Origin of the sequence: Streptomyces sp. NPDC059248, assembly GCF_042753905.1 — a bacterium.
Taxonomy (GTDB): Bacteria; Actinomycetota; Actinomycetes; order Streptomycetales; family Streptomycetaceae; genus Streptomyces.
The window spans coordinates 95,302-119,304 of the sequence record NZ_JBHYZV010000011.1 but is presented as its reverse complement, the minus strand read 5'-3'; the positions used below and the strand labels follow the sequence as shown (position 1 = coordinate 119,304).

7 protein-coding genes are annotated in these 24,003 nt (G+C 71.8%); all 7 read right to left on the bottom strand.

Going from position 1 to position 24,003, the window contains the following annotated elements:
* Positions 1–11 precede the first annotated feature (11 nt).
* Complete coding sequence (locus ACFXG1_RS07215; protein ID WP_384709549.1) at positions 12–764, bottom strand: SDR family NAD(P)-dependent oxidoreductase; 753 nt, start codon at positions 762–764, stop codon at positions 12–14.
* On the bottom strand, positions 761–4,813 hold the full coding sequence (locus ACFXG1_RS07210) for a type I polyketide synthase (RefSeq protein ID WP_384709552.1): 4,053 nt from the start codon (positions 4,811–4,813) through the stop codon (positions 761–763). The genes ACFXG1_RS07215 and ACFXG1_RS07210 overlap by 4 nt, the downstream gene beginning before the upstream one ends.
* A 34-nt stretch (positions 4,814–4,847) precedes the next feature.
* Positions 4,848–11,303, bottom strand: a complete 6,456-nt coding sequence (locus ACFXG1_RS07205; RefSeq protein ID WP_384741509.1) for a type I polyketide synthase — start codon at positions 11,301–11,303, stop codon at positions 4,848–4,850.
* Complete coding sequence (locus ACFXG1_RS07200; RefSeq protein ID WP_384741507.1) at positions 11,293–14,526, bottom strand: type I polyketide synthase; 3,234 nt, start codon at positions 14,524–14,526, stop codon at positions 11,293–11,295. Before ACFXG1_RS07200 ends, ACFXG1_RS07205 begins: the two co-directional genes overlap by 11 nt.
* Positions 14,510–15,079 carry a carboxymuconolactone decarboxylase family protein gene (locus tag ACFXG1_RS07195; RefSeq protein WP_384716794.1) on the bottom strand — a complete coding sequence of 190 codons (570 nt, stop codon included), beginning with the start codon at positions 15,077–15,079 and terminating at the stop codon, positions 14,510–14,512. Before ACFXG1_RS07195 ends, ACFXG1_RS07200 begins: the two co-directional genes overlap by 17 nt.
* Before the next feature lie 3 nt (positions 15,080–15,082).
* The gene (locus ACFXG1_RS07190) at positions 15,083–16,366 is read right to left on the bottom strand and encodes a cytochrome P450 (protein ID WP_384716792.1); all 1,284 of its coding nucleotides are present in this window, start codon (positions 16,364–16,366) and stop codon (positions 15,083–15,085) included.
* A gap of 83 nt (positions 16,367–16,449) precedes the next feature.
* A complete protein-coding gene (locus tag ACFXG1_RS07185) occupies positions 16,450–24,000 on the bottom strand; it encodes an SDR family NAD(P)-dependent oxidoreductase (RefSeq protein WP_384741505.1) in 7,551 nt (2,516 codons plus the stop codon).
* Positions 24,001–24,003 lie beyond the last annotated feature (3 nt).

Below are 24,003 nucleotides of genomic sequence, written 5' to 3'. Positions count from 1 at the left end.
GTGAGAGACGCTCAGGTGTTGAATCCGCCGTCGATCGTGATGCAGGTGCCGGTGATGTAGGCGCCGGTGTCACCGGCGAGATGGACGATGGTGTGGGCGATATCAGCGGGCTGTCCGTAGTGGCCCAGCGCGATGTGACCACGCATGAAGTCGGAGTACTCGGCGTCCCCGGGATTCATATCGGTGTTGATGTGGCCGACGGTCAGCAGGTTGATGGTGATGCCGGCGGGAGCGAGTTCGCGGGCCAGGGAGTGGGTCATGCCCTTGAGACCGGCTTTGGCGGCGCTGTAGAGCGACACGACGGTGTAGGGCGGCAGGTAGGTCCGATCGGCCAGAATGCTGCCGATGGTGATGATGCGTCCCCCGTCCCGCATATGGGGGACGGCGGCCTGGACGGTGAGATAGGGGCCGCGGAGATTGACGGCGAACACCCGGTCGATGACCTCCAGCGTCATGTCTCCGATGGCTCCGACCTCGGCGATACCGGCGTTGTTGACGAGGATGTCCAGCCTGCCGAGTGCGCCGACCGAACCGGTGACAGCGGCCCGGAGGGCATCGGGATCGGCGCTGTCGGCGCGGGTGGCCCAGGCGCGGCGGCCGGTCTTCTCGACCTCGTCGACCAGGTCCGAGGCTTGTTCGGTGCTGTGGAGGTAGGTGAAGGCGACGTCCGCGCCGGCCCGGGCCAGGTGCAGGACGGTGGCCCGGCCGATTCCCCGGCTCCCTCCCGTGACCAGTGCGGTCCTTCCTTCCAGCGGCAGTGTCATGGTGCCGTTCCTTCCGTCGTGCCGGCGGGTTCACCGGTTGTCGGAGCCGTCGCGGTCAGCCAGCGGTCGATGACGCAGGCCGTGTCACCGGCGTACCGGTGCAGCAGGGAGAAGTGGTCCGCTTCCGCGTGGTGTACGGCGCCGGGGATCAGCCAGGTGTCCAGCGGTGTGTGTGCGCCGGGGAGCGCGTGGACGGCCCGGACCAGCAGCGTGGGGACGGACAGCGGCTGCGGGGCCCAGTCGGCGAAGAGCCCGAGATAGGCCCCGGTCGCGATGAGTCCGAGGTCGTCGAGGGACGCGTCGTCGTCACGGTCCAGTACGCGCCGCAGTACTGACACCGTCTGGCTCGGGGCGCTCTGCTCCGGGGGCGGTGTGTCGAGCAGGACGATCCCCGCGGGCGGGGTGCCTTCGGCGCACAGTTCCGTGGCCACGGCGTACGCGGCCCAGCCGCCGGAGGAGTGCCCCAGCAACACGGTCTCGCCCGCGTACGGACGTAAGACATCCGCCTGGATACGGGCGAAGTCCGCGACGGTGCGCGGGACGCGTGCGCCGGGCCGATAGCCGGGCGGAGGCAGCAGCCGTACGTCGCGGGAGCCGCGGAAGGCGGCGGCGAGACGCGAGTACTGGAACGGACTCGCGCCGCCGAGCAGGGCGGGCAGACAGATCAGAGCAGGACGGTTCGAACTCTCCGCCAGGCTCACCAGCGGCAGGGCCTCCTCGGGGCAGGGCGCCGAGAAGCCGGGCAGCAGGCGGCCCGCCCGGGTGATCAGGTCCAGGGCGGCCTGGGGTTCGGCGTGTTCCAGGGCGGTGCGGACGAGAAGGGTGAGTACACCGGAGCGCGCGGCGGAGACAGGGCCCGAGGTCTCCTGAGGGACCGGAACGTTCGGTGCGGCGGCAGTTGCCGGTGCGTCACCGAAATCGGGTGGGAGGGGTGCCACGCCCGGATGTCTCCCGGACGCGGGTACCCGGGCCTCGGGCTGTCCCGGATCGGTGAGGAGCGCGCGCAGATGCCCGCTGAGGGCCGTCGCGGTGGGATGGTCCAGCAGTACGATGCCCGGGAGGTCCAGGCCTGTGGTGAGGCCGAGCCGACGTCGCAGCTGGACGGCGGTCACGGAGTCGAAACCCAGGGCGGCCAAGGGGGTGTCGGGGTCGATCGCCTCGGCACCGGGGTGCCCGAGGGCGTCGGCCATATGGCTGCGTACGGTCTCCAGCAGCGCCTCCGGATCGCGGGTGAGGTCCATCGGCCGCACCGCGGCGGGCTGTGGCGCGGCGGTCGCCCGGGCGGTCGCCCCGTGCCCGCCGGGTGAGAGCCAGAAGCGCTGGTGCTGAAAGGCATAGCGGGGCAGGTCCACCGGCTCGGTGGTGTCACCGGAGAAGACCCGTCGCCAGTCGACGAGGTGTCCCTGCAGATGCAACTGCGTCAGGGTGGCGACCGGACGGCCCCCGTCTCCCCGGCTGAGTGTGCCGAGGACGACCGTCCGGCCTCCGGCTTCCTGAAGGGTCGCTTCCAGGGCCGGTAGGAGGGTGGGGTGGGGACTGACTTCGAGGTAGGTGGTGTGTCCGCCGGCCAGCAGGGCCAGGGCCGAGTCCTGGAAGCGGACGGTGCGGCGGATGTTGTTCCACCAGTAACCGGCGGTGAGTTCCTCTCCGGCCAGTGGGGTGTCGTGGACGTAGCCTTCGACGCTGGAGTGGAAGGCGTAGCCGGTCGGACGGGGGGTCACCACCGCCAGCTCGGTGAGGATCTCCCCCCGTACCCGGTCCATCGCGGGGCCGTGGGAGGGGAAGCCGATCCTCAGCACGCGCGCGGGGGTGTCCCGTTCGAGGCACTGGCCGACGAGCTCCTCCAGGGCCCGCAGCTCGCCGGAGATCACGGTCGCGCCCGGGCCGTTCACCGCGGCGAGCGACACCTTTCCCCCGCAGGGCGTCAGGAGCCTCCGGGCGTCGGCCTCCCCGAGCGCCAGAGACGCCATGTCGCCTTCGCCCGCCAGCGTCGCGGCCGCCCGTGAGCGCAAGGCGACGATCAGGGCCGCGTCGTCCAGGGTCAGGGCCCCGGCGACGTGGGCGGCGGCGATCTCGCCCTGGGAGTGGCCGACGACCGCGTCCGGGGTGATGCCGTACGACTCCCACAGCCGGGCCAGGGAGACCATCACCGCCCACAGGGCCGGCTGCACCACCCCCAGCTCCGCCAGCCCGGGGGCGCCGGTGTCACCTCTCAGTACCGCGAGGAGGTCCCAGGTCACCCAAGGGGAGAGGGCCTTGGCGCAGGCGTCCAGGTGGTGGCGGAAGACCGGCTCGGTTTCATACAGCTCCCGCCCCATCCCGAGCCACTGCGACCCCTGCCCCGGAAACACCCACACCAGCTTCCCGGGCCCGCCGGCGGGAACGTCTCCGCGGCTCACGGCCGGGTGCGGGCGCCCCTGCGCCAGTGCGTTCAGGGTCGCGGCCAGTTCGCCGGCCGGGCCGGTGACGGCGGCGCGGTGGGGGAAGTGCGTCCGGGTCGTGGCCAGCGCGCGGGCGACCGCGTCAGGCGCGAGAAGGGGGTGGGCCGCGAGATGGCTCGCGAGGTGGGCGGCCTGGTCGCGGAGGGCCGCCGGGGTGCGACCCGAGAGCAGCCACAGCGGTGGACCGCAGGGAGCGGGACGCGGGGTCTCCGAGTCCGGAGGCGGTGGCGCCTGTTCGAGGATCAGATGGGCGTTGGTGCCGGAGATCCCGAAGGAGGAGACCCCGGCGCGCCGTGGGCGGCCCTGGGCATCGGGCCAGGGGCGTGTCTCCGTGAGCAGCCGGACGCCCCCCGCGGACCAGTCGACGTGCGGGGTAGGACGGTCCAGATGCAGGCTGCGGGGCAGTCGGCCGTGCCGGATCGCGAGCACCGTCGCGATCACCCCGGCGACCCCGGCGGCCGCCATGGTGTGGCCGATGTGCGACTTGAGGGAGCCGATCAGCAGAGGGGTGCCGGTGCGGTCCCTCCCGTACGTCGCCAGCAGTGCCTCGGCCTCGATGGGATCACCGAGCGGAGTTCCGGTGCCGTGTGTCTCCACCGCGTCGATTTCCCCGGGTTGGAGGTCGGCGTCGGCGAGCGCGGCCCGGATGACGCTCTGCTGGGAGGGGCCGTTGGGCGCGGTCAGGCCGTTGGAGGCGCCGTCCTGGTTGAGGGCCGAGCCGCGGATCACCGCGAGCACCCGGTGCCCGTGGTGGTGTGCGTCGGACAGCCGCTCCAGTACGACCAGGCCGGCGCCTTCGGCCATGCCCATCCCGTCGGCGGCGGCGGAGAACGCCTTGCATCGGCCGTCGGGAGCCAGTGCGCGCAGCCGGGAGAAGGTCCGGAAGGGAGTCGGGGCGGGAAGGACGGAGACTCCGCCCGCGAGTGCCAGGGTGCAGTCGCCGTTCAGCAGTGCCCTGCGGGCGACGTGGATCGCGGTGAGGGATGCGGAGCACGCGGTGTCGACGCTGACTGCCGGGCCCCGCAACCCCAGTGTGTAGGCGATCCGTCCGGACGCGACGCTGGGGAGCCCACCGGTGCCCGAGTACGGGTCCAGTTCGTACGGGAAGTACTGCGGGTCGCCGCCGTAGCCACAGGGCGTGATCCCGGCGAAGACACCGGTGGACGTGGAGCGGAGTGCCTCGGGGACGATGCCGGCGTCCTCCAGCGCCTCCCAGGCCACCTCCAGCAGGATCCGCTGCTGCGGATCCATCGCGGTCGCCTCGCGGGGACTGATGCCGAAGAAGGCGGCGTCGAACCCGGCCGCGTCCGTGAGGAAGCTGCCGTGCCGGCAGTAGCTGGTGCCGGGATGGTCCGGATCGGGGTGGAAGATCGCCTCCAGGTCCCAGCCCCGGTCGGCCGGTGGGTCGCCGACCGTCTCCGCCCCCGACTCCAGCAGTTTCCACAGCTCGTGCGGGGAACCGACGTCGCCGGGAAGCCGACAGGCCATGCCGACGATCGCCACCGGATCCCCGCCCGTGTTCAGGCGCGCGTTCTCGGCGCGGAGACGGGTGTTGTCCAGCAGGGTCCGGCGCAGCGCTCCGGCGAGCTGCTCGGTGGAGACGTCCATGCTCTGCCGACCTCCCGAATGAGTAGCGGTGGATTTACGTGTCGTCCTCGGGGGGTGCGAGGGCGATCAGCTCCGCGGGTCCCGCCCGGAGCACCTGCTCGGCGGCGTCCGGAGCCTCTGGTTCATGCGGTCCTTGTGCCAGCGGTTCCCGCGGCTTCAGCCGACCGAGGAGATGGTCGCCCAGTCGCTGCGGGGTGGGATGGTCGAAGAGCAGCCCGGCGGGCAGCCGCAATCCGGTCGCCCGGGCGAGCCGATTGCGCAGTTCCAGGGCGGTCAGCGAGTCGAAACCGGCCTCGCCGAAGGTGAGTTCGGCTCCGATCGCCTCCGCGGTCTCATGGCCGAGCACCGCTGCGGCGTGGCGCCGGACCGCAGCCAGCAGGAGGTCCGCCGCTTTCGCGGCCGTGAGCGCGGCGAGCTGTGCGACGAACTGCTCGGGCGCATCGGTGGGTTCGTTGCCGGGGTCCCGTACGGGTGACGTGCGCACTAGGTCCCGGAGGAGCGGCGGGACGGGTTCACCCCGCGCCGCGCGGGACCGCAACGGGCCGAGGCCCAGCCGCAGTGGAGCCAGTACCGGGTGGGGCAGCGCCCGCGCGGAATCGAACAGGGCGAGGCCCTCCTCGGTGTCGAAGGGGAGGACTCCAAGGCTGTGGATACGGGCCTCGTCGGTGCCGGTGAGATGGCCGGTCATGGTGCTGCGCTCGCCCCAGAAACCCCATGCCAGGGACTGTGCGGGCAGACCTCGGGCCCGCCGGTGCCGGGCCAGTGCGTCGAGGACGGCGTTGGCCGCCGCGTAGTGCGCCTGACCGGAGCCGCCCAGCGTTCCGGCTCCCGAGGAGAACAGCACGAACTCGGCGAGATCCAGCCCCTGGGTGAGCCGGTGCAGATGGAGCGCGGCGTCCGTCTTGGGCCGTAGCACGTCGGCGACCCGCTGAGGCGTCAGGGAACTCAGCACGCCGTCGTCGATGACGCCCGCGAGGTGCATCACGGCGGTGAGAGGGTGTGCCTCCGGGATGGCGGCCAGGGCGTCGGCGAGCGCGTCCGGGTCGGCGGTGTCACAGGAATGTACGGTCAGCTCGGCGCCTTCGGCGGTCAGCTCGGCGCGCAGCTCCTCTACGCCCGGGGCGCGGGTGCCGGAGCGGCTGAGCAGCAGCAGATGCCGGAAGCCGCGTTTCGCCAGGTGGCGCGTCACCGCCCGCCCTATCGTTCCGGTGCCGCCGGTGACCAGGACGGTGCCCTCCGGGTCGGCGGCCCGGGGCATGGTGAGGACGAGCTTGCCGACGTGTCGGGCGTCGCGCATGTACCGGAACGCCTCGGGGGCGTGCCGGATGTCCCGGCAGTGGAGGGGGAGCCGGGGCGCGTCCCCGGACCGCCAGAGCCCGGCCAGGTCGGCGAGCAGGTCGGAGACGCGCTCGACGGAGCAGTCACCGCTGAGTAGCTGGAACGGCAGGTAGGCGATGTCCGGGTGGAGGCGGGCGAGGTCGGCGGGGTCGCGCAGGTCGGCGACACCGATCTCGACGAACCGTCCACCGGGTGCCAGCAGCCGTAGGGAGGCGTCGATGAAGGCGCCCGTCAGGCTGTTGACGACCACGTCCACCCCGCGTCCCCGGGTGGCCGTGCGGATCCGCTCCTCGAAGTCGAGGCCGCGCGAGTCCGCGATATGCGTGTCGGCGAGGCCGAGAGCGCGCAGCGCGGGCCATTTGGTGCGGTGCGCGGTCGCGAACACGGTGGCGCCGAGCCGCTGGGCGATCTGGACGGCGACGGTGCCCACCCCACCCGTCCCGGCGTGGACGAGTACGGTCTCGCCGGGCTCCAGGCGGGCGAGTTCCACCAGGCCGTAATGGGCGGTGGCCCATACGGCGGGCAGTGATGCCGCCTGCGGGAAGGACAGTTCATCGGGGATACGGACCACGAGCCGGTGGTCGGCGATCACATGGGTGGCCAGGGCGGGCACGGCCAGTCCGGCCACTCGGTCGCCCGGTGCGAGCCCGGTGACGTCCGGCGCGGTCTCGACGACGGTGCCGGCGACGTCGCGCCCCAGAGCGGCGTCGGCGCCGGTGGCGTCCGACCCGAGAGCGATGAGAAGATCGCGGAAGTTCAGCCCAGCGGCGCGCACCTCGATCCGCACCTGTCCCGAGGTCAAGGGGGCGAGAGCCTCAGGGGCGGGGGCGAGGGCCAGACCCTCCAGTGTGCCGCCCGTGCCGCGCACGAGCCGCCAGGCGTCGGCCGCCGGCGCGTTCAACGCCTCCTCCGGCTCGACCTGCCGCAGACGGGGGCTCAGCAGATTGCCGCCCCGAGCGGCGAGCTGTTCCGCACCGTCGGCGAACGCCGCCCACGCCGAGTCGAGCGTCTCCGCGGTCACTGCCTCGTCGCAGGCGAGGTCGAGCAGCGCGAACCGGCCGGGTTCCTCCAGCTGGGCCGAGCGGACCAACCCCCACACGGCGGCCTGGACCGGATCGGGTACGTCGTCACCAGGGGAGACCGCCGCCGCGCCCCGGGTCACCAGCACCAGCCGTGAGGCGCTGAGACGATCGTCCGCGATCCAGCTCCGGGCCGTCTCCAGAAGGGTGAGGACGGTGCTCCGTACGGAGTCGGCGTCGGGGTCCTCCCGGTCGGGGCGGCGCAGGCATACCACGTCGGGCGCCGGGGTGTGCCGGTCGAGCGCCGCGACGAGTTCGGGGAGCCCCGGATAGCGGTCGAACCGGCGTTCCGACGCCCGCAACACATCGTCCAGGTCGGTGTTTTCCTCCCCGAGCAGAGCGACGGCGGGACGCTCACGGGTCTGCCCGGACGTCGTCTCGGCCACCGTCCAGCCGACGTGGTAGAGCCGTCCCTCTCCGGACAGCCGGGCGAGCTGGTCGAGCGGGAGGGGCCGAGTGGTGAACGTGCCGGTCACGACGACCGCACCGGACTCGTCGTACAGTGTCGCCTCGAACTCGTCCGCGGCCACCTGCCGGCACCGGGACCGCACCGTACGGCGCGCCGAGCCCGTCACCCGTACGTCGCTCCAGCCGAACGGCAGCCTGACGATGCCGTCCCGGTCGCCGCTCTTCGAGGCGAGCAGACCGTGCAGCGCGGCGTCGAAGAGGGCCGGATGCAACCGGTACCCCGCCGTGCCGTCGCTGACGGATTCGGGCAGTACGGCCTCGCAGTACACCATGTCGCCGAGACGCCATACGGCACGCAGACCGAGGAAGGCGGGCCCGAAGGTGTAACGGAGCTCCGCCATCCGCTGCCGGATGGCGTCCACCGCGACCGGATCGCCGCCTTTCGGGGGCCAGACGAGGGGGGCGCGCTCGTGCGCCCGGGAATCCTCGGGCGCGAACACGGCACTGGCGTGTCGGACCCAACCGCCGTCTCCCTCGCCCTGCTCGTCGGGCCGGGCGTAGAACTGGACGGTTCGCCGCCCCCGCTGTAGGGCGAGCACCCGGACGCGCAGCTGCACCCGGTACTGGTCGGGCAGGACCAGCGGCTGCTCGAAGACGACTTCCTCAACAACCGGGAGGCTCGTGAACCGGGCTGCCTCCGCAAGGAGTTCGACGACGGCCACCGCGGGCAGTACGGCGGTACCGTCGATGGAGTGATGAGCCGCCCAGGAGTGGCGTTCGTGGTCGAGTCGGCCCGTGAACAGCAGCTCACCGTCCTGGGGCAGCTCGACGACTGCGCTCAGCAGAGGGTGGTCGATCCGCCCGAGTCCCAGCGCCGTAGGGTCACCCGTCCGGGCGGGGGCGTTCCAGTAACGGCGCCGTTCGAAGGGGTACGTGGGCAGTTCGATGCGGCGCCCTCCGGTGGTGCCGTACAGGGCGGCCCAGTCCGGGTCGTACCCCGCCGTGTAGAGGCGGCCCACGGCCGAGAGCATCGCCGTTACGCCCTCGCCCCGGCGCAGGGTGCCGGTCACCGTGACGGCGGCGGCGCGTGACTTGTCGTCTCCGGCCCACTGTTCGGCGATGCCCTCAAGTGAGGGTTGGAGGGTGGGGTGGGGGCTGATTTCGAGGTAGGTGGTGTGTCCGGTGGTGAGGAGGTTTTGGATGGTGTTGTGGAAGCGGACGGTGTGGCGGATGTTGTGCCACCAGTAGGTGGCGGTGAGTTCTTGGCCGTTGAGGGGGGTGTGGTGGGGGTGGTTGTCGACGGTGGAGTGGAAGGGGTAGGTGGCTGTTTGTGGGGTGATGGTGGCGAGTTCGGTGAGGATTTGTTGTTGGACGCGGTCGAGGTCGGGGCTGTGGGAGGGGAATCCGATGTTGAGGAGGCGTGCGGGGATGTTGCGTTGGGTGCAGGTGGTGATGAGTTGTTGGAGGGTGGTGCGGGGGCCGGAGATGACGGTTGCTGTGGGGCTGTTGACGGCGGCGAGTGAGCAGGTGTCCTGGTGGGGTGCGAGGAGTTTGAGGGTGTCGGTTTCGCCGAGGGCGAGGGAGGCCATGTCTCCTCGGCCTTGGAGGGTGGCGGCTGCTTGGGAGCGGAGTGCGACGATGCGGGCGGAGTCTTGGAGGGTGAGGGCTCCGGCGATGTGGGCGGCGGCGATTTCGCCTTGGGAGTGGCCGATGACGGCGTCGGGGGTGATGCCGTAGGACTCCCAGAGGCGGGCGAGGGAGATCATGACCGCCCACAGGGCGGGTTGGACGACCCCTAGTTCGGTGAGGTCCGGGGCGCCGGTGTCCCCGCGGAGTACTGCGAGGAGGTCCCAGGTCACCCAGGGGGAGAGGGCTTTTGCGCAGGCGTCGAGGTGGTGGCGGAAGACCGGCTCGGTGTCGTACAGCTCCATCCCCATCCCGAGCCACTGCGACCCCTGCCCCGGAAACACCCACACCAGGCGGCGCTGGTCGGCGCCGGCCCCGGGGGTCTGCCGCACGGTGCCGGGCCCGTCCTTCCCAGCCGCCAGGGCGGCGAGCCGGTCGCCGAGCTCCTGACGGGTACCGGCGGTGATGACCGCGCGATGCCGCAGATGGGCACGGGTGTCCGCCAGGGAGAAGGCGATATCGGCGAGGCGCGGTGCGGACTCCCCGTTCACCAGATCGCCGAGCTGCTTCGCCCGGGCCCGCAGAGCCGTCGGAGTCGCGGCCGAGAGCGGGAAGAGGAGCGGACCGCTGTTCTCCAGAGAATCCTGAGGCGAGTCGTCGTCGGGTTCGGGAGGCTCTTCGATGACGAGATGGGCGTTGGTGCCGGAGACCCCGAAGGAGGATATGCCCGCCCTGCGAGAGCGCTCCGGAGTACGGGGCCAGGCCGAGCTGTCACGCAGTAGCCGTACCCCGTCGCCCCAGACGACGTCAGAGGTGGGAGCGTCGATGTGCAGCGAGCGGGGCAGACGCTCGTGCCGGAGCGCGAGGACCATCTTCATCACTCCGGCGACCCCGGCGGCGGCACCGGTGTGCCCGAGATTGGACTTGACCGACCCCAGGAGCAGTGGTCGCTCCGGGGCGCGCCGGTGTCCGTAGGTACGGACGAGGGCCTGGGCTTCGATGGGGTCGCCCAGGGTCGTGCCGGTGCCATGGGCCTCCACCGCGTCGATGTCGTCCGGCTCCAGGCCTGCGTCGCGCAGCGCGGCACGGATGACGGCTTCCTGGGCGAGTCCGTTCGGGGCGGAGAGACCGTTGGAGGCGCCGTCCTGGTTGAGGGCGGAGCCGCGGATCACGGCCAGTACCGGGTGGCCGTTCTCGCGTGCGTCGGTGAGCCGTTCCAGCAGCAGCAGCCCCGCCCCCTCCGCCCAGGCGGTTCCGTCGGCGGCGGCGGCGAAGGACTTGCACCGGCCGTCCGGAGCGAGCCCCCGCTGCCGGGAGAACTCGACGAACATGTCCGGCGTGGGGAGCACGGTGACACCACCGGCGAGTGCCAGCGTGCAATCGCCCCGACGCAGGGCCTGGCAGGCGAGGTGGGTCGCCACGAGCGAAGAGGAGCAGGCGGTGTCCACACTGACGGCGGGCCCCCGCAGGCCGAGGGTGTAGGCGATGCGGCCGGAGGCGACACTGGCCAGGGTCCCGGTGACGCGGAAGCCCTCGGCGCTGTCGCCCGCCTCACCGCCCCCGAGGGCCTGTCCCACGATCCCGGCGAAGACCCCGGTGGGGGTTCCCCGGAGTCGGTGGGGGTCGATACCGGCCCGCTCCAGGGTCTCCCAGGCGACCTCCAGCAGCAGTCGCTGCTGAGGATCCATCGCCATCGCCTCACGCGGGGAGATCCCGAAGAAGGCAGCGTCGAACTCGGCGGCGTCGTAAAGGAAGCCGCCGTGCCGCACGTACGAGGTGCCGGGATGGCCCGGGTCGGGATGGAAGAGGCGTGCGGTGTCCCAGCCGCGGTCCTGGGGGAAGGGCCCGACGGCGTCGTGTCCCTCGGCCAGCAGACGCCAGAGTTCGCGGGGACCGTGCGCACCCCCGGGCAGACGGCAGCCCATCGCGACGACGGCGATCGGTCCGCGTGTGACCTCGTCCAGAAGCCGCTCGGTTTCGGCGAGATCGAGTGCGACCTCCTTGAGCCGGCTGAGCAGCCTCTGTTCCTCACCGGCCATGGTCGGCTCCCTGCGTATTCGGACGGCGTTCGTCGAGGAGGGCGAGCAGTTCGTCGGTGCCCGCGGCCCGGATCGCGGTGGCATCCAGACGACGTTGGGGACGGCCGACCGGCAGGGCGACGGCGGGACTCGGGTCCTGCTCCCCGGCGTCGGGCGCGAGCTGTCCGCTCAGGTACCGGCTGAGCGCCCGTGGCGTGGGATGGCTGAAGACCGTTGAACCCGGGACAGGGAGCCCGGTGGCCTCACCGACTGCGGCGCACAGTCGGGTGACGAGTACGGAGTCGAATCCCAGCTCCTTGAAGGTCGCGCCGTCGTCCAGGGCGTCCGCGGAATGGTGACCGAGGACGGCGGCGGCATGCCGGCGTACGAGGGCGGCGACGGCCTGGTCGCGGGCCGCGGGCAGCATCGTGGCGAACCCGTCGGAGGGTTCGTCCGGCTGGGAAGGAGGAGCGGTCTGCGCACCGGGGGTGGCCGGGGAGACGGAGTTCTGCCAGTAACGCCGGTGCTGGAACGGGTACGTCGGCAACTCGATCCGGCGGCCGCCGGCCGAGGGCGGGTCGGCCACCAGCCGAGTCCAGTCGAGCGGCAGCCCGTACGCGTAGGCGTCACCGAGCCGCGCGTGGAATTCGGCCTGGGTTCCGAGCCCTCGCCGCAGGCTGGCGAGACAGTGGACGGGGCTCGCTGCGGCGTTCTCGTGAAGTGAGGGTTGGAGGGTGGGGTGGGGGCTGATTTCGAGGTAGGTGGTGTGTCCGGTGGTGAGGAGGTTTTGGATGGTGTTGTGGAAGCGGACGGTGTGGCGGATGTTGTGCCACCAGTAGGTGGCGGTGAGTTCTTGGCCGTTGAGGGGGGTGTGGTGGGGGTGGTTGTCGACGGTGGAGTGGAAGGGGTAGGTGGTTGTGTGTGGGGTGATGGTGGCGAGTTCGGTGAGGATTTGTTGTTGGACGCGGTCGAGGTCGGGGCTGTGGGAGGGGAATCCGATGTTGAGGAGGCGTGCGGGGATGTTGCGTTGGGTGCAGGTGGTGATGAGTTGTTGGAGGGTGGTGCGGGGGCCGGAGATGACGGTTGCTGTGGGGCTGTTGACGGCGGCGAGTGAGCATTCGCGATGCGTTGCGAGGAGTTTGAGGGTGTCGGTTTCGCCGAGGGCGAGGGAGGCCATGTCTCCTCGGCCTTGGAGGGTGGCGGCTGCTTGGGAGCGGAGTGCGACGATGCGGGCGGAGTCTTGGAGGGTGAGGGCTCCGGCGATGTGGGCGGCGGCGATTTCGCCTTGGGAGTGGCCGATGACGGCGTCGGGGGTGATGCCGTAGGACTCCCAGAGGCGGGCGAGGGAGATCATGACCGCCCACAGGGCCGGTTGGACGACCCCTAGTTCGGTGAGGTCCGGGGCGCTTGTGTCCCCGCGGAGTACTGCGAGGAGGTCCCAGGTCACCCAGGGGGAGAGGGCTTTTGCACAGGCGTCGAGGTGGTGGTGGAAGACCGGTTCGGTGTCGTACAGCTCCAGCCCCATCCCCGGCCACTGCGACCCCTGCCCCGGAAACACCCACACGAGACGCCCCCCGTCGCCCGCTCCCGTGGCGAGCCCGGGGGCCGGGTCGCCGGCGGACACGGCGTCGAGCCCGCTGAGGAGTTCCCCGCGGGTGGTGGCCCTGACCACGGCCCGGTGCCGCAAATGGGCACGCGTGGTTGCCAGGGCGTGAGCGAGCGTCGCGGGGGCAAGTTCAGGCGTCGTGTCGACGAGTTCGCGCAGTCGGCTCGCCTGGCCGCGCAGGGCGGCCGGTGACTTCGCGGAGAACGGGAACAACAGCGGTCCGACGTCCTCCGCGGGCGGTACGGAATCCGGGGAGCGCCGGGGAGCCTCTTCGAGGACCAGATGGGCATTGGTGCCCGAGATACCGAAGGAGGAGACGGCGGCACGCCGGGTACGGCTCGCTCGGACGGGCCAGTCGGTGGCCTCGTTGAGCAGGCGGAGGCGGCTGTGGGCCCAGTCGACGTGCGGACTCGGCTCGTCGGCGTACAGCGTGCGCGGCAGCCGCTCGTGCCGGAGCGCGAGGACCATCTTCATCACTCCGGCCACCCCGGCGGCGGCACCGGTGTGACCGAGATTGGACTTGATGGACCCCAGATGGAGCGGCAGATGCCGGGAATCTCCGTAGACCGCCGTCAGCGCCTGAGCCTCGATGGGGTCGCCGAGCGCGGTACCGGTGCCGTGGGCCTCCACGACGTCGATATCGCCCGGCTCCAGGCGGGCGTTGCGCAGCGCGGCACGGATGACGCCCTGCTGGGCGGGGCCGTTGGGAGCGGTCAGACCATTGGAGGCGCCGTCCTGGTTGACGGCGGAGCCGCGGATCACAGCCAGTACCGGGTGGCCGTTCTCGTATGCGTCGGCGAGCCGTTCCAGCAGGACCAGGCCGGCGCCTTCGGAGAGGCCCATGCCGTCGGCACCCGCGCCGAACGCCTTGCAGCGTCCGTCGGGAGCGATCGCGCCCAATGAGACGAGTCCGAACAGCGCTCCGGGCGTGGACTGGACCGTGGCGCCGCCCGCGAGAGCCAGATCGCAGTCGCCGGTACGCAGCGCCTGGCAGGCGAGGTGGATCGCGACGAGGGAGGACGAACAGGCCGTGTCCACACTGATCGCGGGCCCCCGCAGACCGAGGGTGTAGGCGATGCGGCCCGAAGCGACACTGCCCGTGGTCCCGGTGAGGCCGTACCCCTCGTCGGGCTGTCTGTCCTCACCGAACTCGGCTCCCAGGCCGTACGGATAGGTGAAGATGCCGGTGAAGACTCCGGTGGCGGTTCCGGCGAGTGCGTCGGGAGCGATGCCGGCGCGTTCCAGGGTCTCCCAGGCGACTTCCAGCAGGATCCGCTGCTGGGGGTCCATGCCGGTCGCCTCACGCGGGGAGATCTCGAAGAACGCGGCGTCGAATCCCGCGACGTCCGTCAGGCTGTGCAGGCGCGCGCCATGGGGAGCCCCGGTCCGGGAAGCGATGAGTCCGCGCGCCGTGGCGAGGTCCCAACCGCGGTCCTCGGGCAGGGGCCCCACCGTGTCCCCGCCTTCGTCCAGGAGCTGCCACAGCTCTCCGGGCGTGCCCACCGAGCCGGGGAACCGGCAGCCCATGGCCACGACCGCGATGGGTTCCCGGACCGTCTTGACGAGGCTCTTCAACCGGGCGTTTTCGCGCAGCGTGGTACGCAGCGCGTGGATCGTACGGTCATCCGCCGACTGCATCGGGGCCCTCCTCGGACGTGGAAACGGGGTCCAGTTCGACTCCCCAGCTGTTGGCGGTCGCCGACCACATGCGGTAGTAGCCGGCCAACACGACGACTTCGATCAGTTGTCGGGTGTCGTAGCTCTCGGAGAGCCGATGCCAGGTCTCGTCGGTGACTGCGGCCCGGTGGTGGAGTTCGTCGGCTGCTGCGAGCAGGGCCGCGTCGTGCCGGGACCAGCCCTCGGCCGCCGGCCCGGAGGCAGTACGAACGATCTCGGCCTCGGTCAGACCTGCACGGTGGGCCAGGGGTATGTGGTGGCTGCGTACGTACGCGGAGTCGGCGAGATGAGCGGTGCGCAGGATCACCAGTTCCCTGTCCCGGGCCGGCAGCAGCCCGTTGAACAGCAGCGCCGTTGAGAACGGGGCCGTGGCGACGAACAGTGCCGGGTGGTGGGCGACCGTGGCGTTGAGGTTCGAGGTGCGCAGGGGCGAGTGGGGTACTCGGGCCAGCAGCCCGCGCACCTCGGGGGCGTGGTGTTCGGGGGCCAGGGGGCGGATACGAGGAGTGGTCATGGCTCAGCCGCCGGACGGTGCGGAAGAGGGGATCGACAGGGGTCGGGTGAGCAGGGGCAGACCGCCGAGGCTGCGGATGGGAGGCCCGGGGTGCCAGTCGAGCGTCGCCGGATCGGCGGCGAGGGCCAGGTCCGGAAAGCGGTTGAGAAGCGCGGGAAGGCCGACGGCTGCCTCCAGGCGGGCCAGGGCCCAACCGGGGCAGAAATGGATGCCGTGCCCGAAGGGCAGTCGTTCACCGGCAGGGCGCTGGATGTCGAAGGTATGGGGGTCGGGGAAGGCACGGGGATCGCGGAGAGCGCTGACGAGCACGATCGAGACCTGGCTGCCGTCACGGGGAATGACGAAGCCGTCCCCGAGGGTGAGATCACACCGGGCGAACCGGTACATGGGAATGGTGAGGGGGGGTTCGAAGCGCAGCGTTTCGTCGATGGCCTGGTCGATCAGCGTGGGATCGGCGCGCAGCATGGCGAGTTGGTCAGGGTGCGTGAGCAAGCACAGGAGGGCACTGGCCAGAAGGCTGATACTGGTTTCGTGACCACCGTTGAAAAGGGCGATGAGAGTGGCTCGCAGTTCGGTGGGGGAGAGCAGCTCGGCGTCCACGGTGCGCAGGAGAGCGCTCATGAGGTCGGGGCCCGGACAGGCAAGTTTCTCCGAGATCAACTGATCGGCGTAGGGAATCAGCTCGCGGCGGGCGGCCATGGCGTCCTCCGTACGGGTGGCGAAGGAGATGCGGTGTGTCCAGCTCCGCATGCGCACCTGATCGGAGTCGCTGATGCCGAGGACGTCGCAGATCACGGTCAGGGCGAGGGGGGCGGCGAAGTCTTCGACCGCGTCGAACGAGGACGCCTGCGGCAGCCTGCTTACCAGACGTTCGGTGGTCTTCTCGATCAGGGGCAGGAGGTCCCGTGCCCGGGAGGAGGAGAACGCTTTGGCGACCGGTTTGCGCAGCCGGGTGTGTTCAGGTGGATCCGTGAGCACGAGGACACGGCCTTGGGGCATTTGGGTGGCGTCCGCCGAACCCCGGTATCGAAGGCGCCATGAGGGGGAGGCGTTGACGGCATCGCTGGACAGAGCGGGGTGCGAGAGGGCCTCCTTGACCTCCGGGTAGCCGAGCACCAGCCAGGTCGGCGTGCCGTCGGGCTGGACGGCCCACTGAACGGGGCCCTCGGCGAGCAGTCGGCCGTAGACGGTGTGCGGGTCGCGGGCGAGCAGGTCGCCGACGTCGCGCAGGTCCACGGCCGGGCGCCCCAGGGCCGTCGTCGTGGTGAGCGGAGGAAGCTGCGTCATCGTGGCCCCCGAGGGAAGTGAACGGGCGAAGCGGGATGTCGGGAGGGCTGGGTCCGCCCCGGTGCCGGTGGTGGGCCCGGGGCTCACTCCTCCTCCATCGCGAGGTCGACGAGTTCGTCGGGACTCGCGCTGTCGAAGCGGTCCGGCACGGCCGACCCGCCGTTGCTGTAAGGCGTTCGCGCATCGTGCGGTGGCTGCGGGACGAGCACGGACACCAGGTGCGCGCTGAGTTCCTTCGGGGTGGGATGGTCGAAGACGAGCGTCGGTGACAGCCGGACGCCCGCGCTGCGGGTGAGGGCGTTGCGCAGCTCCAACGCGGTGAGCGAGTCGAATCCCAGGGCCTTGAAGGTGGCCTCGGGTGCGATGTCGTGGGGCGAAGGGCGACCCAGGACGGTGGCGGCGTGGCCACGCAGCAGGGTGAGGACCTCGCCCGACCGCCGTTCCGGCGGAAGGGCCGCCAACCGGGCCGCCAGGGTGTCATCGCCCTTCCGGGGTTCCGGGGCGCCGGCGGTGCGCCTGGCCGGACGGCCCAGATACCGGAGCAGGGGATGGATCGGGTCGGAGCGCCCCGTGCGAACGGCTCGGGTCAGTGGTGCGGGGACGAGGGCGGCGACGCCCCGGGCGAGCGCGTGATCGAGCAGTGCCGCACCGCGTTCGGCGGTGATCGGGGCCAGACCGGTGCGTTCCAGCCGGGCCCGGTCGACATCGGTCAGGCGGGTACCCGCGGAGTCCGGCTCCCAGAGCCCCCAGGCGAGCGATGTCGCGGGCAGCCCGCCCAGATGACGGTGGTGGGCCAGGGCGTCCAGGAAGGCGTTGGCGGCGGCGTAGTTGCCTTGCCCCGTGGTGCCGAATACACCCGCGACGCTGGAGTACAGAACGAACGCGGACAGGTCGTGGTCGGCGGTGGCCCGGTGCAGTTCCCAGGCCACGCCGGCTTTCACGTCCAGCACGTGATCCATCCGCTCCGGGGTGAGGGCGGTGACGGGGGCGTCCGCGAGCTGTACGGCGGTGTGCAGAACCGCGGTGAGGGGACGCTCCGTACCGATCCCCTCGACGAGCTCGCGGACCGCGCCGGGTTCGGTGAGGTCACGGGCCACGACCACCACATCGGCACCGTCTTCGGCCAACTCGGCGGTGAGGGCCGCGGCGCCGGGGGATGCGGCGCCCTGCCGGGAGACCAGCAGCAGACGGATCCCGGGATATCGAGCGGCGAGCTGCCGAGCGGCCAGGCCGGCCAGCGTACCGGTGCCTCCGGTGATCAGTACGGTTCCGCCGGGGTCGATCGGAACGGGCAGGGTGAGGGCGAGTTTGCCGGTGTGCCGCGCGGAGGTCATCAGCCGGAATGCCTCGTGGGCCTCGCGGATGTCGTAGCCGGTGGTGGGCAGTGGCGGCAGCGCACCCGAGGCGAACAGTTCCCCCAGCGCGCCGAGGGTGGCTTCCAGCACGGGGATGTCGAGTGCCGTGAGGGAGAAGGCCCGATAGTCGACACCGGGGTGGGCGGCGGCCACCTCGGCGGGATCGCGCAGATCGGTCTTCCCCATCTCGACGAAGTGCCCTCCGGCGGGCAGGAGCCGCAGGGAAGCGTCGGTGAACTCGCCCGCCAGTGCGTTGAGCACGACATCCATGCCCGCCCCGGCGGTGGCCTCCCGGAAGGCGTCCTCGAAGTCGAGGCTCCGGGAGCCGGCGATCCGCCCCACCCGGACCCCGAGCCCCTCCAGGACGGGCCACTTCGCCGGTGAGGCCGTCGCGTACACCTCGGCCCCCAGATGCTGTGCGAGGCGGATCGCCGCGTGCCCGACGCCCCCGGCACCCGCGTGGATCAGCACCCGCTGCCCGGGGCGGACGTCCGCGAGGGTCACCAGGGCGTGGTAGGCGGTGCCGTACGCTGCCGTCGCTGCCGCGGCCTCCCCATCGCTCCAGCCTTCCGGAACGGGGATCAGCAGCCGCTCGTCGGCGACACCGGTGGGTGCGAAGGCGTGCGGCACCAGCCCCATGACGCGGTCGCCCGGGCGTAGCCGTACGACGTCCGGGCCGATATCGGTCACCGTCCCGACAGCCTCCACACCGAGGCCCTCGTGGTCGTCCAGCAGGCCGAGACAGACCGCGACATCGTAGAAATTCACTCCCGCCGCTCTTGTCCGCAGGCGTACCTGTCGCCCTACGGGCTCCCGTTCCGGGGCTGTCCGGTAGACCAGATCATCGACGGTGCCGGTGCCGGAGGTACTGGTGGTGTCCAGGTGCCAGTCGTTACCGGGAGGCGGCCCGCCCGGCCCGCCTTCCGGCGTGCCGGGGCGGAGGGCGGGCAGATACGGCACCCCGGTACGCCATGCCACTTGGGGCACCGTCGCGGCGAGCGCGGCGCGGAGCGCTTCCGGAGGCGGCCCGTCCGCGGCGGGCCCGTCGTGGTCGAGCAGGACGATCCGCCCGGGATGCTCTGACTGGGCGCTGCGCGCCAGCCCCCACAGGGCCGCTCCGGCGGGATCGACGGGCTCCCCGGGATGGGTGGCGACGGCCCGCCGGGTGACCACGACGAGCCGCGCCGCCTCGTGCGCCGGGTCGGTGAGCCACTCCCGAAGGAACGACAGGCCGCGGTGGAGCAGTTCGCGGGTCCTGGTGAACGCGTCGCCCGCGCCGTCGGGCGCGGACCAGCACAGGGCGTCATCCGCGGTTTCCGCCGGGACCGGGTCCGTTCCCGGGGCCCAGACCAGCCGCAGCAGATCGCGGTGCACAGCCGGGTGCCGCTGCTCGACGGCGGGACGGTAGGGGCGGGTGGTCACGGAGCCGACCGTGACGACGGGAGCCCCCGCCGGGTCGTACGCCGCCACGCTCCAGGCGTCCGTGCCGATGGCACGGACCCGGACCCGCAGGGCGGTGGCGCCGGTGGCGTGCAGGGTGATCCCGGAGAGGCTGAACGGCAGCCGTACCCCGTCGCCGGCCCTGAGCAGCAGTGGCTGAAGGGCGGCGTCCAGCAGGGCGGGGTGAATGCCGTAGCCCTCGGCATCGAGACCGTCGGGCAGCCGCACCTGTGCGGAGAACCCTTCGTCACCCCGCTCGAGTGCGGTGATGCCCCGGAAGGCCGGGCCGTAGACGTATCCCGCGTCGGCGAGAGCGGCGTAGCATTCCCGCGCGTCGAGCGGCTCGCCGGTCTCCGGCACGCCCGGGTGGTTCGTGCCGTCCGGTACGTCGGTGCTCAGCTCACCCGTGGCGCAGAGCTGCCACGGCTCGTCGTCCTCGGTCCCGTACGGCCGGGTGTGCAGGGTGAAGGCGCCGGTGCCGTGGTTCACCGCGAGTTGGACCTCTCGCGGCCGGTCGAGGAACACCGGCTGCCGCAGGACGAGTTCCGTCAGCCGGGGCGCGCCGATGAGGTCGCCGGCGTACAGGGCCGCCTCGGTCACGGCCGCCGCGGGCAGCAAGGGGACGCCCTCGACGGTGTGATCGGCGAGCCAGGGCAGCCGGGCGGCCGAGACCCGGCCGACCAGGACGGTGGTGTCCTGCCCGGCCAGCTCCAGGGCGGTGCTCAACAGTGGATGGCCGGTGGCGGTGGCACCGGCCGGAACACCCGGGCCGGCGGGATCCCCGGACAGCCAGTAGTGCTCGTGCTGGAAGGCGTACGTGGGCAGATCCACCACGCGCGCCCCCGGGTGCACGGCGGTCCAGCCGGGAGCGTGGCCGTGACAGTAGAGGAGCGGCAGCGTCGCCCGTTCGGGGCGCTTCCGCCGCAGAGTGCCGCAGACGAGCGGTGACCACGGGCCGGCCGGATCGGCCGCGTTCAGGATGTGCTGGATCGCCGGCGCGAGAGTGGGGCGGGGGCTGATTTCGAGATAGGTGGTGTGCCCCGATTCCCGTAGCGTTTCCACGGTGCCGTGGAAGCGGACGGTCCGGCGGAGGTTGTCCCACCAGTAATCCGCGCCCAGTTCCCCTCCGGTGAGGGGCGTGTCGCGCGGGTACCCGTCGACGGTGGAGTAGAAGGGGTAGTCGGCCGGGCGGGGGGCTGTTCCCGCCAACTCGGTGAGCATCGACTCCCGGAGGCTCTCCACCATGGGGCTGTGCCCGGCCGCTATCTTCTCCAGCATCCCTACGGGAATGTCGTGCGCGACGCAGTGGGCGCGGAGTTCGGCCAGGGCGGGTCCCTCACCGGAGACCGCCGTCGAGGCGGGGCCGTTCACGACGGCGAGTGACAGCCGCCCTTCCCAGGGCGCCAGCAGGTCCAGCGTCTCCGCCTCACCGAGTGTCAGGAAGACGATCCCGCCGGTGCCCTTCAGGGTGTCGATCAGCCGCGACCGGAGGGTGATGACGCGGGCGGCTTCCTCCAGGGTGAGGGATCCGGCGATATGGGCGGCGGCGACCTCGCCCTGGGAGTGGCCGACGACCGCGTCGGGGGTGATGCCGTACGACTCCCACAGCCGGGCCAGGGAGACCGTCACCGCCCACAGCGCGGGCTGGGCCACCCCCTGATCCTTCAGGCGCAACGTCCCCGTTTCCCCTCGCAGGACCGCGAGGAGATCCCATTCCACGAACTGTGACAAGGCCTCCGCGCAGCGGTCGAGGTGGTGGCGGAAGACCGGTTCGGTCTCGTACAACTCCGCTCCGGCACCCGCCCACCGGGGTCCGTGTCCCGGGAACACCCACACCAGACGCGGGGCGGAGGAATGCACGGGAACGTCGGCCGTGAAGACGGCGGGGTGGTCGTCACCGGAGGCGAGGGCGCGCAGAGCGATGAGGGCCGAGTCGTGGCTGTCCCGGGGATCCAGGGCGAGCGCGGCTCGCCAGGAATGGTGGGTACGGGTGGTGGCGAGGGAATGCCCGATGTCGGCGAGGGAGATCCCGGGCCGTTCCTCGATATGCCGGGCGAGCCGTGCGGCGTTCTCGCGCAGGGCTTCGGGGGAATGCGCGGAGAGCGGCCAGACGAAGGGCACGAGTCGTCCTGTCGGCGGATCGCCCTCCTCGCGCGCATCCGTCCGCTCGTGCGGCGGGGCCTCTTCCAGGACGATGTGGGCGTTGGTCCCGCTGAGGCCGAAGGACGAGACACCGATCCGGCGCGGGCGGCCTCCGGCGGGCCAGGGCTGTGCCCGGGTGAGCAGGCGGATGCGTTCGTCGTCCCAGGTGATGTGCTGTGAGGGCCGCTCGGCGTGCAGGGTGGGAGGCAGTGTCTCGTGCCGGAGGGAGAGTACGCCCTTGATGAGTCCGGCCACGCCGGCGGCGGCCTGGGTATGGCCGAGGTTCGACTTCACCGAGCCGAGCCGCAGCGGGCCGGCGGTGCGACTTCTCCCGTAGGTCGCCAGCAGGGCTTCGGCCTCGACGGGGTCGCCCAGGGCGGTGCCGGTGCCGTGGGCCTCGACGGCGTCGACATCGCCGGGTGTGAGTCCGGCATCGGTGAGGGCGTCCATGATCACGCGCTCCTGGGCCAGGCCGCTGGGCGCGGTCATGGTGCTGGACGCGCCGTCCTGGTTGAGGGCGGAGCCGCGGATCACGGCGAGCACGGGATGCCCGGCGGCCTCCGCGTCGCGGAGCCGCTGAAGGGTGAGCATTCCGGCGCCCTCCGCGGCGCCCATGCCGTCGGCGTCCGCTCCGAACGCCTTGCTGCGGCCGTCGGCGGCGAGGGCCCGCTGAGCGCTGAACCCGATCAGATCGGCCGGAGTCGCCATGACGGTGGCGCCGCCCGCCAGGGCGAGGTCGCACTCTCCCGTCCGTAGCGACCGGCAGGCGAGGTGTACCGCGGTGAGCGACGAGGAGCAGGCGGTGTCGACGCTGATGGCCGGCCCTTCCAGACCGAGGACGTACGCGATCCGCCCCGAGGCGACGCTCGGCAGCACGCCTGTGAGCAGATGGCCGCCGGGCTCGGAGCGGTGCTGGTGGGCGTAGTCGCTGGGCATCAGTCCGGTGAAGACTCCGGTCCGGCTGCCGGCCAGCGACGCCGGGACGATACGGGCCCGTTCGAGGGCCTCCCAGGCGGTTTCGAGAAGCAGCCGCTGCTGCGGCTCCATCGCCTCCGCCTCCCTCGGAGAGAGGGAGAAGAAGCCGGCGTCGAAGCCCGACGCGTCGGCGAGGAAGCCGCCACGGCGCGTCGTGAGGTCGGCGCGAACGGCATCCAGGTCCCAGCCGCGGTCGACCGGTGCCTCTCCGGTGGCGTCCGTCGCGTCGGCGAGAAGACGCCAGAACTCGTCCGGGCCGGTCACCCCGCCGGGGAACCGGCAGCCGATGCCGATGACCGCGATGGGGTCGCCGTCGCGTGCCGATACGTTCGCGGGTACGGGCACGTCCGGGGCGGCGGCTCCGGTGAGGTGCAGGGCCAGGGCATGGGCGGTGGGATGCCGCCACATCGCGGTCGGGGCCAGCGGCACGCCGTACTCGGTGCTCAGCTCGGCCGCCAGCCGTACCGCCCCGGCGGAGGTGAGTCCCTGCCGGCCCAGCGGCAGGCCGGCGTCGACGGGGGTGCCGGTGATCTCCGCCGCCTTCGCCGCGATGCGCTCGGCGAGGGTGTCGGGGGGCGTGGACGCCACGGTGGGCGCCGGTGCTTCGGCGCCACCCACGAGCCGGCCGATCGCCGTCCGGAGATCGTGGAGGTAGCGGGCCGCCTGTTCACCTCCGAGGACCAGATGGTCGAAAGCCAGTACCAGTTGCCTTTCGCCGCGTGCGTCGGCAGCTCCGAGGAAGAGGGTCGCCACGGCGGGCGCCACCACCACCGGCACCGCGAAGTGGATCCCCGGTACGTCCAGATGGGAGACGTTCAGGGTGACCCGGCCGTCCGCCTCCGCACGGCCGTGCCGGGCGTCCTCGATACCGGTCTGGTAGCCGGCCACGAAGGACGCGAAATCCAGCTGGTCGGCCTGCGATACCACGGCGGTGAGCAGTTCGTCCCCGTCGGCGACGGCGATGCCCAGGGTTAGCTGCCCGAAGGTACGGAGGGAGTCCCGGCCCGTCCGGCGGGTTCGCAGGGCCGGATGGCCGGCGGTGGTACGAGCCGCGAGGTGGGCCAGAGCGGTGAACTCGGTCGCGAACACCGGCCCCCCGGCCCTCCGGTGCAGGGCGTCGGTGGCGCGGCGCAGGACTTCCTGGTCGATGGTGGTGGCGACGAGCGCCGGCACACTGTGACGTACGGAGTCCGCCATCGCCTGGTTGAGCCGCTTCCGCGTCGGTGGAACGGGACGATCGGTCCACTGCGCCGACACGGTCCAGGATTCGATGTCCTGGACAGTTCGCGGAGTGCCGTGCTCGGCCGCCAGGGCGTCGATCCCGGCGTCGGTGAGGCCCCGGTCCCGGGCCAGCGCGCGCAGCCGGGGTGCGATCCTCGCCTTGGCAGGACCGGTGGTGGAGTGCGGCGGCGGGGCGTCCCCGGGAGCAGCTGGTTCGACCGCCGGGGCAGGCGCCCGGCCGGCGGTCCGGGGGGACGTGGCCTCCGCGAGGTCCAGATGGGCGATCTCGGTGCCGGTCGGTATCGTGTCGCCCTCCGCGACGAGCCACGCGTCGACCCGTCCTGTCACCGGTGATTCGATCTCCATCGTGGTCTTGGCGGTCTCGACCTCGTACAAGGGCTCGTCCCGCTCCACCACGTCGCCGGGCTGTTTCAGCAGGCGCAGCACGGTCACCTCGACGATGCTCTCGCCGAAGTCCGGTACTACCAGCACATGACGCATGGA

Excerpts from the sequence above, each read along its gene's own strand:
- ACFXG1_RS07195 (WP_384716794.1), bottom strand. The coding sequence starts at position 15,079 with ATGACCACTCCTCGTATCCGCCCCCTGGCCCCCGAACACCACGCCCCC.
- ACFXG1_RS07205 (WP_384741509.1), bottom strand. The coding sequence starts at position 11,303 with ATGGCCGGTGAGGAACAGAGGCTGCTCAGCCGGCTCAAGGAGGTCGCA.
- ACFXG1_RS07190 (WP_384716792.1), bottom strand. The coding sequence starts at position 16,366 with ATGACGCAGCTTCCTCCGCTCACCACGACGACGGCCCTGGGGCGCCCG.
- ACFXG1_RS07215 (WP_384709549.1), bottom strand. The coding sequence starts at position 764 with ATGACACTGCCGCTGGAAGGAAGGACCGCACTGGTCACGGGAGGGAGC.
- ACFXG1_RS07200 (WP_384741507.1), bottom strand. The coding sequence starts at position 14,526 with ATGCAGTCGGCGGATGACCGTACGATCCACGCGCTGCGTACCACGCTG.
- ACFXG1_RS07185 (WP_384741505.1), bottom strand. The coding sequence starts at position 24,000 with ATGCGTCATGTGCTGGTAGTACCGGACTTCGGCGAGAGCATCGTCGAG.
- ACFXG1_RS07210 (WP_384709552.1), bottom strand. The coding sequence starts at position 4,813 with ATGGACGTCTCCACCGAGCAGCTCGCCGGAGCGCTGCGCCGGACCCTG.